Annotated in this window: 17 protein-coding genes; 6 read left to right on the forward strand and 11 right to left on the reverse strand. The window is 71.3% G+C overall.

The window, feature by feature from the left end; genetic code table 11:
• Position 1 precedes the first annotated feature (1 nt).
• From CU044_RS24975 to CU044_RS24985, 3 genes are all read right to left on the reverse strand, one after another.
• Positions 2–643 (reverse strand): PadR family transcriptional regulator, encoded by a 642-nt coding sequence (locus CU044_RS24975; RefSeq protein ID WP_129770989.1) that lies wholly within the window; start codon positions 641–643, stop codon positions 2–4.
• A gap of 104 nt (positions 644–747) precedes the next feature.
• A complete protein-coding gene (locus tag CU044_RS24980) occupies positions 748–2214 on the reverse strand; it encodes an aldehyde dehydrogenase family protein (RefSeq protein ID WP_129770990.1) in 1467 nt (488 codons plus the stop codon).
• A 63-nt stretch (positions 2215–2277) separates the two neighbouring features.
• Entirely contained in the window at positions 2278–3159 is an 882-nt protein-coding gene (locus CU044_RS24985; protein WP_051746287.1) for a helix-turn-helix transcriptional regulator, read from the reverse strand.
• A 316-nt stretch (positions 3160–3475) separates the two neighbouring features.
• Here CU044_RS24985 and CU044_RS24990 point away from each other — a divergent pair, with 316 nt between their 5' ends.
• A complete protein-coding gene (locus tag CU044_RS24990) occupies positions 3476–3973 on the forward strand; it encodes an ATP-binding protein (protein WP_129770991.1) in 498 nt (165 codons plus the stop codon).
• Between the two features lie 77 nt (positions 3974–4050).
• On the opposite strand, the gene CU044_RS24995 is transcribed toward CU044_RS24990, so the two are convergent.
• The 5 genes from CU044_RS24995 to rpmG form a co-directional block, all read right to left on the reverse strand.
• Complete coding sequence (locus tag CU044_RS24995) at positions 4051–4293, reverse strand: DUF397 domain-containing protein (protein ID WP_129770992.1); 243 nt, start codon at positions 4291–4293, stop codon at positions 4051–4053.
• A 342-nt stretch (positions 4294–4635) separates the two neighbouring features.
• Positions 4636–4878, reverse strand: a complete 243-nt coding sequence (gene rpsR, locus CU044_RS25000; protein ID WP_129770993.1) for a 30S ribosomal protein S18 — start codon at positions 4876–4878, stop codon at positions 4636–4638.
• Positions 4878–6044: a GTP-binding protein gene (locus CU044_RS25005; protein ID WP_240045829.1), complete on the reverse strand. Its 1167-nt coding sequence runs from the start codon at positions 6042–6044 to the stop codon at positions 4878–4880. Before CU044_RS25005 ends, rpsR begins: the two co-directional genes overlap by 1 nt.
• Positions 6045–6302 (reverse strand): type B 50S ribosomal protein L31, encoded by a 258-nt coding sequence (locus tag CU044_RS25010; RefSeq protein WP_129770994.1) that lies wholly within the window; start codon positions 6300–6302, stop codon positions 6045–6047.
• A 74-nt stretch (positions 6303–6376) separates the two neighbouring features.
• Entirely contained in the window at positions 6377–6541 is a 165-nt protein-coding gene (gene rpmG / locus CU044_RS25015) for a 50S ribosomal protein L33 (protein ID WP_129770995.1), read from the reverse strand.
• A gap of 52 nt (positions 6542–6593) precedes the next feature.
• Here rpmG and rpmB point away from each other — a divergent pair, with 52 nt between their 5' ends.
• Genes rpmB through CU044_RS25030 form a run of 3 tightly spaced genes read left to right on the forward strand, consistent with a single transcriptional unit; the run spans position 6594 to position 7724 of the window.
• Entirely contained in the window at positions 6594–6830 is a 237-nt protein-coding gene (rpmB, locus tag CU044_RS25020) for a 50S ribosomal protein L28 (RefSeq protein WP_129771018.1), read from the forward strand.
• A complete protein-coding gene (rpsN, locus tag CU044_RS25025) occupies positions 6830–7135 on the forward strand; it encodes a 30S ribosomal protein S14 (RefSeq protein WP_129770996.1) in 306 nt (101 codons plus the stop codon). Before rpmB ends, rpsN begins: the two co-directional genes overlap by 1 nt.
• A 58-nt stretch (positions 7136–7193) precedes the next feature.
• Positions 7194–7724, forward strand: a complete 531-nt coding sequence (locus CU044_RS25030) for a hypothetical protein (protein WP_129771019.1) — start codon at positions 7194–7196, stop codon at positions 7722–7724.
• 173 nt (positions 7725–7897) lie between these two features.
• Here CU044_RS25030 and CU044_RS25035 read toward each other — a convergent pair whose 3' ends face one another.
• The gene (locus CU044_RS25035) at positions 7898–9157 is read right to left on the reverse strand and encodes a DUF2786 domain-containing protein (RefSeq protein ID WP_129770997.1); all 1260 of its coding nucleotides are present in this window, start codon (positions 9155–9157) and stop codon (positions 7898–7900) included.
• A 208-nt stretch (positions 9158–9365) separates the two neighbouring features.
• Between CU044_RS25035 and CU044_RS25040 the strand changes: the two genes are divergently transcribed.
• Positions 9366–9926 carry a sugar O-acetyltransferase gene (locus tag CU044_RS25040; protein WP_129771020.1) on the forward strand — a complete coding sequence of 187 codons (561 nt, stop codon included), beginning with the start codon at positions 9366–9368 and terminating at the stop codon, positions 9924–9926.
• A 38-nt stretch (positions 9927–9964) separates the two neighbouring features.
• Here the strand turns inward: CU044_RS25040 and CU044_RS25045 are convergent, their stop codons facing one another.
• Both CU044_RS25045 and CU044_RS25050 read right to left on the reverse strand, forming a co-directional pair.
• Entirely contained in the window at positions 9965–10510 is a 546-nt protein-coding gene (locus CU044_RS25045) for an ATP-binding protein (protein ID WP_129770998.1), read from the reverse strand.
• Positions 10511–10678: 168 nt separating this feature from the next.
• Complete coding sequence (locus CU044_RS25050) at positions 10679–11602, reverse strand: NADP-dependent oxidoreductase (protein ID WP_129770999.1); 924 nt, start codon at positions 11600–11602, stop codon at positions 10679–10681.
• A 204-nt stretch (positions 11603–11806) separates the two neighbouring features.
• Here CU044_RS25050 and CU044_RS25055 point away from each other — a divergent pair, with 204 nt between their 5' ends.
• Entirely contained in the window at positions 11807–13525 is a 1719-nt protein-coding gene (locus tag CU044_RS25055) for a bifunctional 3'-5' exonuclease/DNA polymerase (protein WP_129771000.1), read from the forward strand.
• Positions 13526–13559 lie beyond the last annotated feature (34 nt).

The following is a 13559-nucleotide window of genomic DNA, read 5'->3' on the forward strand; positions in this document are numbered from 1 at the left end:
ATTAGCGATGATCTCCGTCATCGGGGACACCCGTCGCGTACGGGTTCTCCTGGCCCTCGGCGAGCACCGCCACGAACGGCTCGCCCTCACCCGCGAAGGTGTACGCGCCGCCCTCGATGCGCTTGATCAGCCCCCGCGTCCACTCCGCGCCCGAATCCGCCGAGTGCACCCACAGGTTCATGATCTCGCCGATGTGCCCGAGCTGTTCCGGGCCCTCCTCCGGCACATAGTGCTCGGTCACCGCGGCCCGCCACGCCTCGATCCCCGCCACGCGCTCCTTGAGCAGCTCGATGACCTCGGCGCGCGGCAGATCGACGATGGCGCCGATCCCCGCCGACAGCACGTCCATCTTCTGGTCATAGGTGGTCAGCGCCTCGCGCAGCAGCCGCAGATACTCCTCGCGGCCCGCGTCCGTCAGCTCGTACTCGGTACGCGGCGGCCCGCCCGCCGTGCTCGGCGCGACCTCGTGCGCCAGCAGGACGCCCTGCTTCGCCATCTGCTTGAGCGCGTGGTAGATCGACCCGGGCTTGGCGTTGGACCACTCGTGGGCGCCCCAGTACTCCAGGTCATTGCGTACCTGATAGCCATGGGCCCGGCCGTGCTGGCGGACCGCGCAGAGTACGAGCAAACGGATCGCTGACATTGCTCCAGGTTATGACTCCGGAGCGCGACGCCCCCGCCGGGCCCGCGACCGCACGACCGCGCGACGCGTCGACGTCAGCGTCAGAAGACGCGCCAACGTCGGCGTCAGAAGGGGAACGCGGTACGGCCGTGCTGCACCGAGATCCACTTCTGCGTCGTGAACGCCTCCACCGTCGAGTCGCCGTTGAGCCGGCCGAGCCCCGAGAACTTCTCCCCGCCGAAGGCCACCAGCGGCTCGTCCTGCACGGTCGAGTCGTTGACATGCATCATGCCGGTGACGATCCGCTTGGCGAACGCGACGCCGCGCTCCACGTTCGAGGTGTGCACGGCACCGCTCAGCCCATACGGGGTGTTGTTGGCGAGCCGTACCGCCTCTTCCTCCCCGTCGAACGGGACCAGCAGCACCACGGGCCCGAAGATCTCCTGCCGCATCAGCGGGGAGTCCTCGCCCAGGCCCGCCAGCACCGTCGGCTCCACGAGATTGCCGCGCGTACGCCCCCGTACGAGCGCGGTCGCTCCCTCCGCCAGCGCCTGGTCCACCACCGCCGTCAGGGCGTCCGCCTGGAAGGTGTTGATGACCGGGCCGATCTGGGTCTCGGGGTCGCGCGGGTCGCCCGTCCTCAGCGACGCCACCTTCGCCACGAACTTCTCGGTGAACCGCTTCTCGACGGCGCGGTCCACGAGGATCCGGTTGGCGGCCACACAGACCTGGCCCTGGTAGATGAAGCGGCTGGCGACCGCCGCGTCCACCGCGTAGTCGAGCCCCGCCTCGTCGAGATCGTCGAGGACGACCAGCGCGCTGTTACCGCTCAGTTCGAGTATCGCCCGCTTGAAGTTGCCGCCCGCCACCGCGCCGACATGACGGCCGACCCGGTCCGAGCCGGCGAACGAGATCACCTTCGGCACGGGGTGCTCGATGAGCGCGTCCCCGACCTCCGCGATGTCCGTCACCACGACGTTGAGCAGTCCGGCCGGCAGCTCCGCGTCCTCGAAGAGCTTGGCGATCAGCCCGCCGCCGACGATGGGCGCGTTCTGGTTGGGCTTGATCACGACGGCGTTGCCGAGCGCCAGCGCGGGCGCCACCGACTTGATCGTCACCAGGAAGGGGAAGTTGAAGGGGGTGATCACGCCGATGACACCGACCGGCAGCCGGTAGACACGGTTCTCCTTGCCGTCCACCGGGGACGGCAGGATCCGGCCTTCGGGCCGCAGCGACAGCTGTATGGCATCGCGCAGGAACTCCTGCGCGGCACTGACCTCGTGCTCCGCCTTGAGCCGCGTACCGCCCAGCTCGTCGATGATCGCCTCGATGATGTCGTCCCTGCGCTCCTCGACCAGCCTGAGGACGCGCTCGAAGACCCGGCGACGGGTGTACGGACTGATCGCGGCCCAGTCGCGCTGCGCGCGTTCGGCGGCGCGGTACGCCTCGTCGATCTCCTGGACCGTGGCGATCGTGATGGCCGCGAGCTTCTCCCCGTTGTACGGATTGAAGTCGATGATGTCCCACGAGCCGCTGCCGGTCCGCCACTCGCCGTCGATGTACTGGTGGGCCAGGTCGGTGAAGTAGGACATGCGATCCCTTACTGCAGGTGCTGCAGGTGCAAACTCCTGATATGAGGTCATCGTACTGATGTCTCAGATCAGTTGGAGCAGTCCGCGCAGGACATCTCGGCTCTCTTCCGGTCCCGGGCTGTCCTGCTGTAGTCGGCCCATCACCCGTTCGTACTGGGCGACCTCCTCGCGCTTGTCCAGATACAGCGCGCTGGTCAGCTGCTCCAGGAAGACGACATCGGAGAGATCCGACTCGGGGAAGCTCAGCATGGTGAACGCGCCGCTCTCGCCTGCGTGGCCGCCGAAGCTGAAGGGCATCACCTGGAGCGTGATGTTCGGCTGCTCCGAGATCTCGATCAGATGTCTCAGCTGCCCCTGCATCACGGAGCGCTCGCCGTACGGGCGGCGCAGCGCCGCCTCGTCGAGGATGGCGTGAAAGCGCGGCGCGCGTTCGGAGACGAGGACCTTCTGCCGCTCCAGCCGGAGCGCGACCCGGCGCTCCACCTCGGCGCAGGGCGCCTCGGGCTGGCCGCGGGTGACGACGGCGTGCGCGTACGCCTCGGTCTGCAACAGACCGTGCACGAACTGCACTTCATAGATACGGATCAGTGAGGCGGCACCTTCGAGACCGATATATGTCTGGAACCAGCCGGGCAGCACGTCGCCGAAGCTGTGCCACCACCCCGCGACATTGGCCTCCCGGGCGAGGCCGAGAAGGGCAGCGCGCTCGCCCTCGTCGGCGACCCCGTAGAGGGTCAACAGGTCCTCGATGTCTCTGGCCTTGAAGCTCACCCGTCCCAACTCCATACGGCTGATCTTGGACTCGGATGCGCGGATCGAGTAGCCGGCGGCCTCACGTGTGATGCCGCGCGTCTCGCGCAGCCGCCTCAGTTGTGAGCCCAGCAGGATGCGCCGCACCACGGAACCGCCCGATTCGGCTGCGGTCACGTCTCCAACCCTCCCCATCACATGTGGATCTCCCCGGAGCACCCCCGAACTCCAAGTGCCGGATTCTGCCATCAAAACGCTTCAGCCCGTACTCATTCGATTACGGAAATAAGAAGGCTTTGCGGAGAGAGCAAAACTGGTCACGAGGAGAAATAGGACGGAACCGTCACGGGAAGGGCGAAGTCCGGCGCGTGCACGTGCATCTGCCCTTGCATCTGCCGTACGCATTCGGAACCATGGTCCCCGCGCACCTGCGTGCTCGTTCGTGATTGACGTGTTGTGACGCTGGACCTCCGCAGTATCGCTACGGCCGCGAATCCCGGGAGTGCCTCGCATGGGGACGAATGGATCGACCATGCTCGAGCCGTTAAGGCAGGGGCTTCCCCCCATCGATCCCTCGGCGGCCGCGGGCTCGGTGTCGTGTGCTCTGCCCGCCCGCTACGAAGCGGTGCGCGGGGCCAGGCAGTTCACCAGGAACACGCTGACCCAGTGGGAGCTGACCGACCGCTTCGACGATGTCGCGCTGGTCGTCTCCGAACTCGTCACCAACGCGCTGCGGCACGCCCTGCCGGCCGACACCCCGCGGGATCCCCAGGACGCCTCCGTACGGCTGCATCTGATGCGGTGGTCGTCGCGGCTGGTGTGCGCGGTACGGGATCCCAGCCACGCGAGCCCGGAGGCGCGGAAGACCGAGGAGGACTGCGCGGCGGAGTCCGGCCGGGGGCTGTTCCTGGTCGAGTCGTTCAGCGACACCTGGGGCTGGCATCCGCTGGCGGGGTCATTGCACGGCAAGGTGGTCTGGGCGCTGTTCCAGCTACGGGTGGCCGACTGACGGCGGGCCTCCGGGTGGCCGGCCGACGGCGGACGGGACCGACCGGCTGAGCCTTGCGCTCGGCCGCCCGCCGTCGGTCAACCGCTCGCTGTCAGATGGTCGAATTCCCCGTCTTTGACGCCCAGCAGCATGGCCTCGATCTCGGCGATCGTGTAGACCAGCGCGGGCCCGTCGGGGTGGCGTGAGTTGCGTACCGCCACCTCGCCGCCGGGCAGCTTGGCGAACTCCACGCAGGATCCCTGGGAGTTGCTGTGCCTGCTCTTCTGCCAGACGACTCCGTGAAGCTCTGTGGCCGTAATGCCGTTGTACACGTGGTGCACAGGTCGCTCCCCGAGTTGCAAGGTGCAGTCGTCAACTTTCTCGGATCATAGCTGTGTTTCATGTGCTGCTGCATGAGCAAATGCACGTGCACGCGGGGTGTTCCCTTGGTTACAGGCCCGCCCCCCGGCTCCGATCGCCTGCTCTGTGGATTAAGACGCGCTGAAGGGCCTTCCGGATCCCTCGGCGGACGGAATGGTGGCCGAATAGTGTCCGTGTACCCGGCGAAGACGAGAAGACTCCCCGCGCGGTCCGGCGCGGGGAGCCTCGATACGGCGGTCGTACGGCGGCGGTTCGGCGCCGCCCGGCGGCAGTTGAACGGCGCCGCCCGGCGGGCCGGGCGGTCAGCGCGGCGTCGTGCGGTACGGCAGCAGCGCCATCTCCCTGGCGTTCTTGATCGCGCGCGCCAGCTGCCGCTGCTGCCGGGCGCTGACCCGCGTCACACGGCGACCGCGGATCTTGCCGCGGTCCGAGATGAACTTCCGCAGCAGGCCGGTGTCCTTGTAGTCGACATAGGTGATGCCCGCGGCGTCCAGCGGATTGGGTCGGGGCGCGGGCGGCTCGCGGTCCCCACGGCGGGTGGACATCAGACCTCCAGGAGGGTGTCGAAGGCGGGCGGAAGGCGCTTCCAGGCGGCGCGGCCCGCGGTGTACTCGGCGTCGGTCAGCAGGCAGGAGTCCAGCAGCTGTCCGATGCCCTCCCGGTCGAGGCCGGGCGAGGTGAAGACCAGATGCTGGCAGCGGTCGCCGTGCGGGGGATGCCAGTCCAGCGAGGCGGCGGCCCGGCGCGGCGGCGGAACCGTCTCCCAGGCGGCGTCGGGCAGCGCCGCCAGCCAGGGCCCCACGCTCTCCACACAGAGCGCGCCACCGGCCGCGTCCCAGTGCAGCAGCGTGTCGGGACGGTCGGCGAGCCAGAACCGGCCGCGGCTGCGGGCGGCGGCGCAGGTCAGATCCTCCAGCGCCCGGTAGAGCCGCTCCGGGTGGAAGGGGCGCCTGCGGTGCCAGACGTACGTACCGACCCCGCACTCGTCCGCCTCCTGCGGCAGCAGCGCACAGGCCGGGTGCTGGCGGGCGGCGGCGGCCTCGACATCGAATCCGCCGAACGCGGCCTCGGCCAGTTCCCCGGCCGAGGCGCCCTCGCCGTCGACGCGCACCTGCCGCGCCGTCGGGTGCAGTTGGGCGAGCAGCGCGCGGTCCTCGTCGTCCGCGAGGGGGCTGTCCACGACGGCGAGCACCGGCGCGTACTCCAGCTGCCGCGCCCAGGTGTCGGCGATCGTCCGCTGGTCGGAGGCGGCGGCCGCGAGCCCGGCGTCGGCCAGATCGTCGCCGTTGCCGAGGTACGGCAGCAGCAGCGCCGGGTCGACCGCGGTCAGCACGGAGCTGACGACGAGACGTTCGCCGTGCGCGGCGATGACCTCGGCCATGGCCCGGGGCTCGACCGAGTCCCACAGCTCGACGATCGCGAGCCGGGTGAGGCCGCCGTCCGCGAGCCGGGTCAGCTCCGGTACGAGATCCTCCCGCAGGGCGCAGCAGGCGCAGTCGTCGACCAGCGGCGCCTCGCCCGTGGAGACCGGTCCGGTGGCGTCGCGGACGGTGCGTATGACGGTGCCGCGCGCGGCCGTCGACAGATCGTGGTGGAGCGCGACGCTGCCGGGCACGGTGGCGAGAAGCCGCCGTACGGTCGCCTCGCGGGCGTCGGAGTGCAGCCCGCAGACGATCGCGACAGGGAGTCCGTTGTCGTCGATGGGTCCCACTCAGCGAGCCCCGGGGCGGCGGCCGTAGCGGCGCTCGAAGCGCTCCACGCGGCCGGCGGTGTCGAGGACGCGCGCGGTACCCGTATAGAAGGGGTGGCTTGCCGAGGAGATCTCGACATCGATGACGGGGTAGCTCCGGCCGTCCTCCCAGACGACCGTCTTCCCGGCGGTCGCGGTCGAGCGGGTGAGGAAGGCGTAGCCGGCGGCCTTGTCGCGGAAGACGACGGGCTGGTACGCGGGGTGGATTCCGGGCTTCATATCGGCCTCTTCGTTCCTTTCTTCGTTCTCTTCTGCGTGCTCTTCATGCTGCTTCTCCCGGCTGTCGCCGCCGGTCAGCGTTCTTCGCGGAAGTCGGTGTGCCGACGGACGAGCGGGTCGTACTTGCGCAGCGTCAGGCGATCGGGGTCGTTCCTGCGGTTCTTGCGGGTGACGTACGTGTAGCCGGTCCCCGCGGTGGAGCGGAGCTTGATGACCGGGCGCAGTTCGTTGCGTGCCATGGGACTAGTATATGGAAATGGTTTCCATTTCCAAAGAGAAGGATGTGTGACGTTGTCCGCGCACTGCCAGCTGACCGGGGCCAAGCCCGGCTTCGGCAACCAGGTCTCCCACTCGCACCGGCGCACCTCCCGCCGCTTCGACCCCAACATCCAGCGCAAGCGCTACTGGCTGCCGAGCGAGGGACGGAATGTCCGGCTCACCCTCAGCGCGAAGGCGATCAAGACCATCGACGCCATCGGCATCGAGGCCGCCGTCGCCCGGATCCGCGCCCGCGGGGTGAACGTCTGATGGCGAAGAAGAGCAAGATCGTCCGCAATGAGCGGCGCAAGGAGGTCGTGGAGCGGTACGCCGTACGCCGTGCCGAGTTGAAGGAGATCATCCGGCGCCCCGGCACGCCCGACGGGGAACGGCTGGCCGCGCGCGAGGAATTGCGACGTCAGCCGCGCGACGCGAGCGCCACACGGGTGCGGAACCGGGACAGCGTGGACGGCCGGCCGCGCGGTCACCTCAGGAAGTTCGGCCTGTCCAGGGTGCGGATGCGTGAGCAGGCGCACGCCGGATTCCTGCCGGGCGTGCGTAAGTCCTCCTGGTAGTTTTGCGCGGTCCGGCCACCGGCGGGATCCAGACGACGCGCTCCAGGGGGACTTGAACGTGCAGACACTCGTACGGAGCGGCGCGGCGGCGGCCGGGCTCATGGTGACACTCGCACTCGCGCTCACGGGCTGTGGCGGTGACGGCGGCGAGGGCAGCGGCCCGGCCAAGGATGAGGGCGGCGCCACGGCGCCGAGCGCGACCGGCGGCGAGGGTTCCGGTTCGACCGCCGACTCCGACTCCGGCTCCGGCGCGGACGCGGACGCGGACGCGGCGAAGGTCGAGGGCACGTGGGCCGGGCTGAGCGACGGCAAGACCGTCGCCCTGTCGGTCAAGTCCGGCAAGGTCGCCTTGGTTGCGGACCAGCATGTCTGCCAGGGCGCGGTGGAGGACATGGGCGAGCCGATGTTCTCCCTCAAGTGCGCCGACGGCAACACCGACCGCACGATGGGGACGATCGAGTCGAACGACGGCAAGACCCTGGTGATCTCCTGGGGCAAGGGCGTGAAGGACACGTTGGCGAAGGCCGGGGACACCAAGCTGCCCAAGGGGCTGCCGAGCGATCTGCCGACGGACCAGCAGACGCCGTGATGCGCTCATGAAGCCGACAGGCCGTACCCGCCCCGACCGCTGACCGGTCGGCCGGCTGACGGGTCGAGCGGCTGACGGGTCGAGCGGCTGACGGGTCGAGCGGCCGGCCGGTTGAGCGGCCAGCCCGGTTGAGCGGGGTGGTCAGCGGGCGGAGTCGTCAGCGAGCGGAGTCGTCAGCGGGCAGGGCGAATACGGCCGCGCCGCCCCGTCCCGCCCGGCCCGTCGGCCGCGCCCGGTCCGCCCGGCACCCGCGCCGCGTCCGCCGCGGAGGTGCCGTGGGTCCAGCCCTCCGCGTCAGTCGCCCCGCGTACGCGCGTCGCCACCGTCTCCGGGAACATCCGGTCAGTACGGTCGGCCACCGCCGCCTCGCGGGCGGCGAGTACGGGCAGCAGTCCGCCGACGCCCTCTCCGCTCGCCCGCGTTGCCGTCGCCGTCTCCTGCTCCGCCGTCACCTGTTCCGTGGCCAGGGCCAGGCGTTCGCCGATGCGGTGGGCGTACGCCAGCAGGAACGACTGCCGGAATGTCTTGGTCCGCTTACGCCCGGCCGCGCGCTGGGCCGCCTCCGCACGGGTCATCGCGGCCGTGCCCTGCACCAGCAGCGAGGTATGGAGCAGCTCGACCGCCTCCAGGTCCGACTCGAAGCCGACGACCGTCGAGAAGCCGTACGCGCTGTTCCAGACGGCGCGGCAGCGGTTCGCGGAGGCCACGGCGTCGAGCAGGATCGCCTTCGCCGTCTCGTACGGAGCGTCCACCCCGATCCGGCACGCGCCGGGCACATCGCCCCGGTGCGTACGGTCGGCGAGCAGCGCCTCGTCGATGCTGTGCCGCGCCATCAGCTCCTGCGCCTTGGCGGTGAGCGCCTCCGCCTCCTGCGGGTATCCGGTCGCCTCCGCCTTGGCGAGCAGGGCGCGGATCCGGGTGAGCATGCGCGGCTCGCCGTCCGCGGGGGCGGCCAGATGGACGGGCGTACCGGGCACGGGACCGACCGGTTCGATCGCCGGCAGCCGGGCGAGCAGCAGATACAGCTCCAGTACGGCGGTGGCGTACGAGAAGCGGTCGGCCCGGTAGGGGCGCGCATCCCGCTCCTCGTCGAGATCCGCGAGCTGGGCGGCCCAGCGCGGCGGCAGCCGCTCGTGGCGCCGCGCCTCCGCCGCTGCCAGCTCGGCGAGAAGACGCAGGTGCGGGCCGTCGAGGTCGCGGCGTACGAGCCGGACGACATCGGCGGGCTGCCAGCCGCGCTCCCAGGCCAGCCGTACGAACTGCTCGCCGCGTCGGCGCAGTTCCGCGTCCGCCGCCGGATCCGCGGCGAGGAGGGAGGCGCCGGTGTCGATGCCTTCGGCGCTGCCGCCGCCCCCGGCCCGCGCGGAGAGTACGGCCGTGAGGGCGCGCTCGACGGTACGGGCCGCCGCGCCGGCGGCGTCGTCGTCGGTCATGCCGCGGCCTCGGTGTGCTCCATGATCATGCGGGGTGCCTCCTCGGAACTGCTCCTTGCCGCGTTCCGATGGTCGCAGGTCCGCTTTCCCGATCGTTGTCCACAGGCTGTGGATATCTCATCGCCGTTCCGTGCGGCGCACTACCGTGGATGCCTCCGGCGAGGGCGGGACCGACGGCGGACCGCTGGCAGAGAGGGCATGGGCATCCATGGGCGAGAACAAGCGGCGCATGCTGGCCGGGGAGTGGTACCTCCCCGATGACGAGGAGCTGGGCGCGGAGACCGAACGGCGCTTCGCGCTGTGCGCGGCGTACAACGCGAACGGCGGCGCCGCTCCGGCCGATCGCGCCAGGATCCTTGCCGAGCTGCTCGGTTCGGTGGGGGAGGGTGTCCGTATCCGGCCGCCCTTCCAGTGCGACTACGGGACGTACATCAGTATCGGCGCCCGTACGTTCATCAACTTCAACGCGGTCTTCCTCGACGCGGCGCCGATCACCGTCGGCTCCGACGTCCAGATAGGGCCGAATGTCCAACTCCTCACCCCGACCCATGAACTCGGCGCGGAGCGGCGCCGCGCGGGCTGGGAGAAGGCGTCGCCGGTGACGATCGGTGACAACGTCTGGCTGGGCGGCGGGGTGATCGTCTGCCCGGGGGTGACGATCGGCGAGAACACGGTGGTCGGCGCGGGGTCGGTGGTGACGAAGGACCTCCCGGCGGGCGTACTGGCGGTGGGCAATCCCGCGCGCGTGATCCGCGAGTTGGAAGGCTGAGCCACGAGTCGGAGGGCTGAGCCAGGGGGCCGCGGCCTCTATGCCGGGGGTGGGTCCGCGGCGGGGGCGGCGGGGTCGGTGGCGGCGCGCGGGGCGGCGGAGGCGCGCGGGGGCGCTTGGGCGGCCGGCGCGAACTCGCACCACACCACCTTCCCCCGGGTGGGCCCCGCCTGGTCGCCCCAGTCCGCCGCCAGGGCCGTGACCAGCAGCAGCCCCCTGCCCTCCTCCGCCTCCGCGTCGACCGAGTCGATCCCCGTGGGCCACCTCGGGGGTGTACGGGACGGATCGGCGACCTCGACCCGGAGGCGGCCCCCCGCCCGCAACAGGGTGAGGGAGACCGTGCCGCGGGTGCAGCCGCAGACACAGATGCCGTGCCGCACGGCGTTGGTGACGAGTTCGCTCACCGCCAGCTCGACGGTGGCGATCAGCTCACCGTCCACGCGGCGCAGCGCGAGAACCTCACGGGCGTGACGGCGGGCCTTGGGAGCCGCCTCCGGCCTGTGCGGGAGCGGGATCCGCGCGAGGGGCAGCCAGGGCGGGTCCTGGTCGTAGACGTCGTGCGCAAGTCCACTGTCAGTGAGCATCGTTACTCTCGGACATCAGTAGGTCACCGAAAGCAACCTATGTTGCCCGAGGGGAGTGCCGCCATGCCACATCACCCATACGAGGCCGTAACGGCCATTCCGGCCGCGCGCCGTGTGTTCCGCGGTTCAGGCCGTGTGTTCGGCGGTTCAGGCCGTGTGTTCCCCGGTTCAGGGCAGGATGACGAGCTTCCCGCGCGCGTGACCGTCCTCGCTCGTCTGCTGCGCCTGTGCCGCTTCCGCGAGCGGGAACGTACCGGCGATCCGCAGCCGCAGCGCGCCCTCGGCCGCCAGACGGGTGTTCTCGGCGAGGCCGGCGTGCTTCCGCTCGGCCACCGCGTCGCCGGACATGCCGGACGAGAAGGGCACGCCGAGTCCGGCCGCGGCCTGGTCGGCGATGGTGACGATCCGGTCGGTCGTCCCGCCGCGCAGCTCGATCGAGTCGGGCAGCGCGCCCATGCCCGCCGCGTCGAAGACGGCGTCCACGCCCTGCGGCGCGACCGAGCGGACGCGTTCGACCAGCCCGTCGCCGTACGTCACGGGGATGGCGCCCAGCGAGCGCACGTACTCATGGTTGGCCGGGGACGCCGTGCCGATCACGATCGCGCCGCGGGCCGCCGCGAGCTGGGCGGCCACGGATCCGACGGCGCCCGCCGCCCCGTGCAGCAGCAGGGTCTCGCCTTCGCGCAGCGCCAGTTCGTCGAGCACCCGCGCGGCCGTCTCCCCCGCGACCGGAAGGGCCGCGGCCTCGGCCCACCCCAGCGAGGCGGGTTTGCGTACGACGGTCTCGGCCAGGGCGTACTGCGCGTAGGCGCCGGTGGTGGACCACCCCAGCACGTCGTCGCCGACCGTGACGCCCGTGACCCCGGCGCCGATCTCGTCCACGACCCCGGCGATCTCCTGGCCGGGCACGGCGGGCAGCGGAGTGGGGAAGACCCCTTCCAACCATCCGTGGCGGATCTTGTAGTCCATCGGATTGACGCCGGCCGCCTTCACGGCCACCCGGATCTCGCCGGGGCCCGCGTGCGGCTCGGCGATCTCCTTGACGTGCAGGACGTCCGGGCCGCCGAACTCCTCGAAAACGATCGCTTGCATCTCGGCCTCCATAGAGTGATGACGGCGGGGGTGATGACGGTGGGGCGGGCTCCCGGTGACGGGGGCTCCGGTCCCGGTTCAGGTCCCGGTTCAGGTCCCGGCTGCGGTCCCGGCTACGGATTCGATCTTCCCGTCGTGAGGCCCGGCGCGCCTGCCGGGCGGAGCCGCCCGTCGTTGTCAGACCCCCCTGCGAGACTCGGCGGTATGACCGAACGATGGGCTCTGGCCCCGGCGGAGGGCGGCGGCGCGCTGCTCGTTCCGCTGGGCACGGACGGCCGCCCGGCCGGTCCCGTGGTGCGGGAGCCCGATCTGGTGGCGGCGGTGAGGACGCGGCTGCCGGAGGTCGGGCGCTGGGTGTGGCGCTCCACCGCCGAGGTGTATCCGAGGCTGCTCGCGGCGGGGGTGCGGGTCGAGCGGTGCTATGACATCGAGGCGGCCGAGCTGCTGCTGCTCGGCCACGAGGGGCGGCTCGGGGAGCCCCGGTCGGCCGCGGCGGCCTGGGCCAGGCTGCGGAACGGGCCGGTGCCGCCCGATCCGCCGCCCCGCTCGGCGGAGCCGGGGTCGCAGTCCTCGCTCTTCGAGCCGCACGCGGGCGCGGAGGTGCCGTTCGAGGGGCTGCTCGATGTGTACGCGGAGCAGCAGCGACGGCATATGGCCGCCGAGCACCCCGGGCGGATGCGGCTGCTCACCGCGTCCGAGTCGGCGGGGATGCTGGTGGCCGCCGAGATGCATCGCGCGGGGCTGCCCTGGCGCGCGGATGTGCACCGTGAAGTGCTGGGGGATCTGCTCGGCGAGCGGTACGCGGGCGGGGGCGAGCCCCGACGGCTGGCCGAGCTGGCGGACCAGGTGTCGGCGGCGTTCGGGCGGCGGGTGCGGCCGGATCTCCCGGCGGATGTGGTGCGGGCCTTCGGGCAGGCCGGCATCAAGGTGAGGTCCACCCGGCGCTGGGAGCTGGCGGAGATCGACCATCCGGCGGTGGAGCCGCTGATCGAGTACAAGAAGCTGTACCGGATCTGGACGGCGCACGGCTGGAGCTGGCTCCAGGACTGGGTACGGGACGGCCGGTTCAGACCCGAGTATCTGCCGGGCGGTACGGTCTCGGGCCGGTGGACGACCAATGGCGGCGGGGCACTACAGATCCCCAAGGTCATCCGGCGGGCGGTCGTCGCCGACGAGGGCTGGCGGCTGGTGGTCGCGGACGCCGACCAGATGGAGCCGCGGGTGCTGGCCGCCATCTCCCGTGACCCGGGGCTGATGGAGGTGGCGGGGCATGAAGGGGATCTGTATACGGCGCTCTCCGCCCGGGCGTTCTCGGGCGACCGGGCGCACGCGAAGCTCGCGCTGCTGGGGGCGATCTACGGCCAGACGTCCGGCGACGGGCTGAAGAACCTGGCGGCGCTGCGCCGGCGGTTCCCGCTGGCCGTGGCGTATGTGGACGACGCGGCGCGGGCGGGTGAGGAGGGCAGGCTCGTACGGACCTGGCTGGGGCGGACGAGTCCGCGCGCGGCCGGGGCCGAGGACGACGACGGCGAAGCCGGGATCCCGCAGGAGATATCCCCGGCGCCGGATGCGGACGGGGAGGGATCGCCCTCGTCCGGCGGCGAGTTCACCCCGGGATACGCGTCGTCGAACGGACGGGCGCGCGGGCGCTTCACCCGTAATTTCGTCGTCCAGGGCAGCGCGGCCGACTGGGCCCTGCTGATGCTGGCCGCGCTGCGGCGGGCGACCGCCGGGATGCGGGCGGAGCTGGTCTTCTTCCAGCACGACGAGGTGATCGTGCACTGCCCGGAGGAGGAGGCCGAGGAGGTGGCCGAGGCGATCCGCGCGGCCGGGGAGCTGGCCGGGCGGATCGCCTTCGGGGAGACGCCGGTGCGGTTCACGTTCACAACGGCGACCGTGGAGCGGTACTCCGACGCGAAGTGAGGCCCCGGCCGGCCGCCGTGGAACGACGAACGCG

The organism is Streptomyces sp. L-9-10 (genome assembly GCF_004151105.1).
Classification (GTDB): Bacteria; Actinomycetota; Actinomycetes; order Streptomycetales; family Streptomycetaceae; genus Streptomyces.

Coding starts and splice junctions, on each gene's coding strand:
- CU044_RS24975 (WP_129770989.1), bottom strand. CDS start 643: ATGTCAGCGATCCGTTTGCTCGTACTCTGCGCGGTCCGCCAGCACGGC.
- CU044_RS24980 (WP_129770990.1), bottom strand. CDS start 2,214: ATGTCCTACTTCACCGACCTGGCCCACCAGTACATCGACGGCGAGTGG.
- CU044_RS24985 (WP_051746287.1), bottom strand. CDS start 3,159: ATGGGGAGGGTTGGAGACGTGACCGCAGCCGAATCGGGCGGTTCCGTG.
- CU044_RS24990 (WP_129770991.1), top strand. CDS start 3,476: ATGGGGACGAATGGATCGACCATGCTCGAGCCGTTAAGGCAGGGGCTT.
- rpsR (WP_129770993.1), bottom strand. CDS start 4,878: ATGTCCACCCGCCGTGGGGACCGCGAGCCGCCCGCGCCCCGACCCAAT.
- CU044_RS25010 (WP_129770994.1), bottom strand. CDS start 6,302: ATGAAGCCCGGAATCCACCCCGCGTACCAGCCCGTCGTCTTCCGCGAC.
- rpmG (WP_129770995.1), bottom strand. CDS start 6,541: ATGGCACGCAACGAACTGCGCCCGGTCATCAAGCTCCGCTCCACCGCG.
- rpsN (WP_129770996.1), top strand. CDS start 6,830: ATGGCGAAGAAGAGCAAGATCGTCCGCAATGAGCGGCGCAAGGAGGTC.
- CU044_RS25035 (WP_129770997.1), bottom strand. CDS start 9,157: ATGACCGACGACGACGCCGCCGGCGCGGCGGCCCGTACCGTCGAGCGC.
- CU044_RS25040 (WP_129771020.1), top strand. CDS start 9,366: ATGGGCGAGAACAAGCGGCGCATGCTGGCCGGGGAGTGGTACCTCCCC.
- CU044_RS25045 (WP_129770998.1), bottom strand. CDS start 10,510: ATGCTCACTGACAGTGGACTTGCGCACGACGTCTACGACCAGGACCCG.
- CU044_RS25050 (WP_129770999.1), bottom strand. CDS start 11,602: ATGCAAGCGATCGTTTTCGAGGAGTTCGGCGGCCCGGACGTCCTGCAC.
- CU044_RS25055 (WP_129771000.1), top strand. CDS start 11,807: ATGACCGAACGATGGGCTCTGGCCCCGGCGGAGGGCGGCGGCGCGCTG.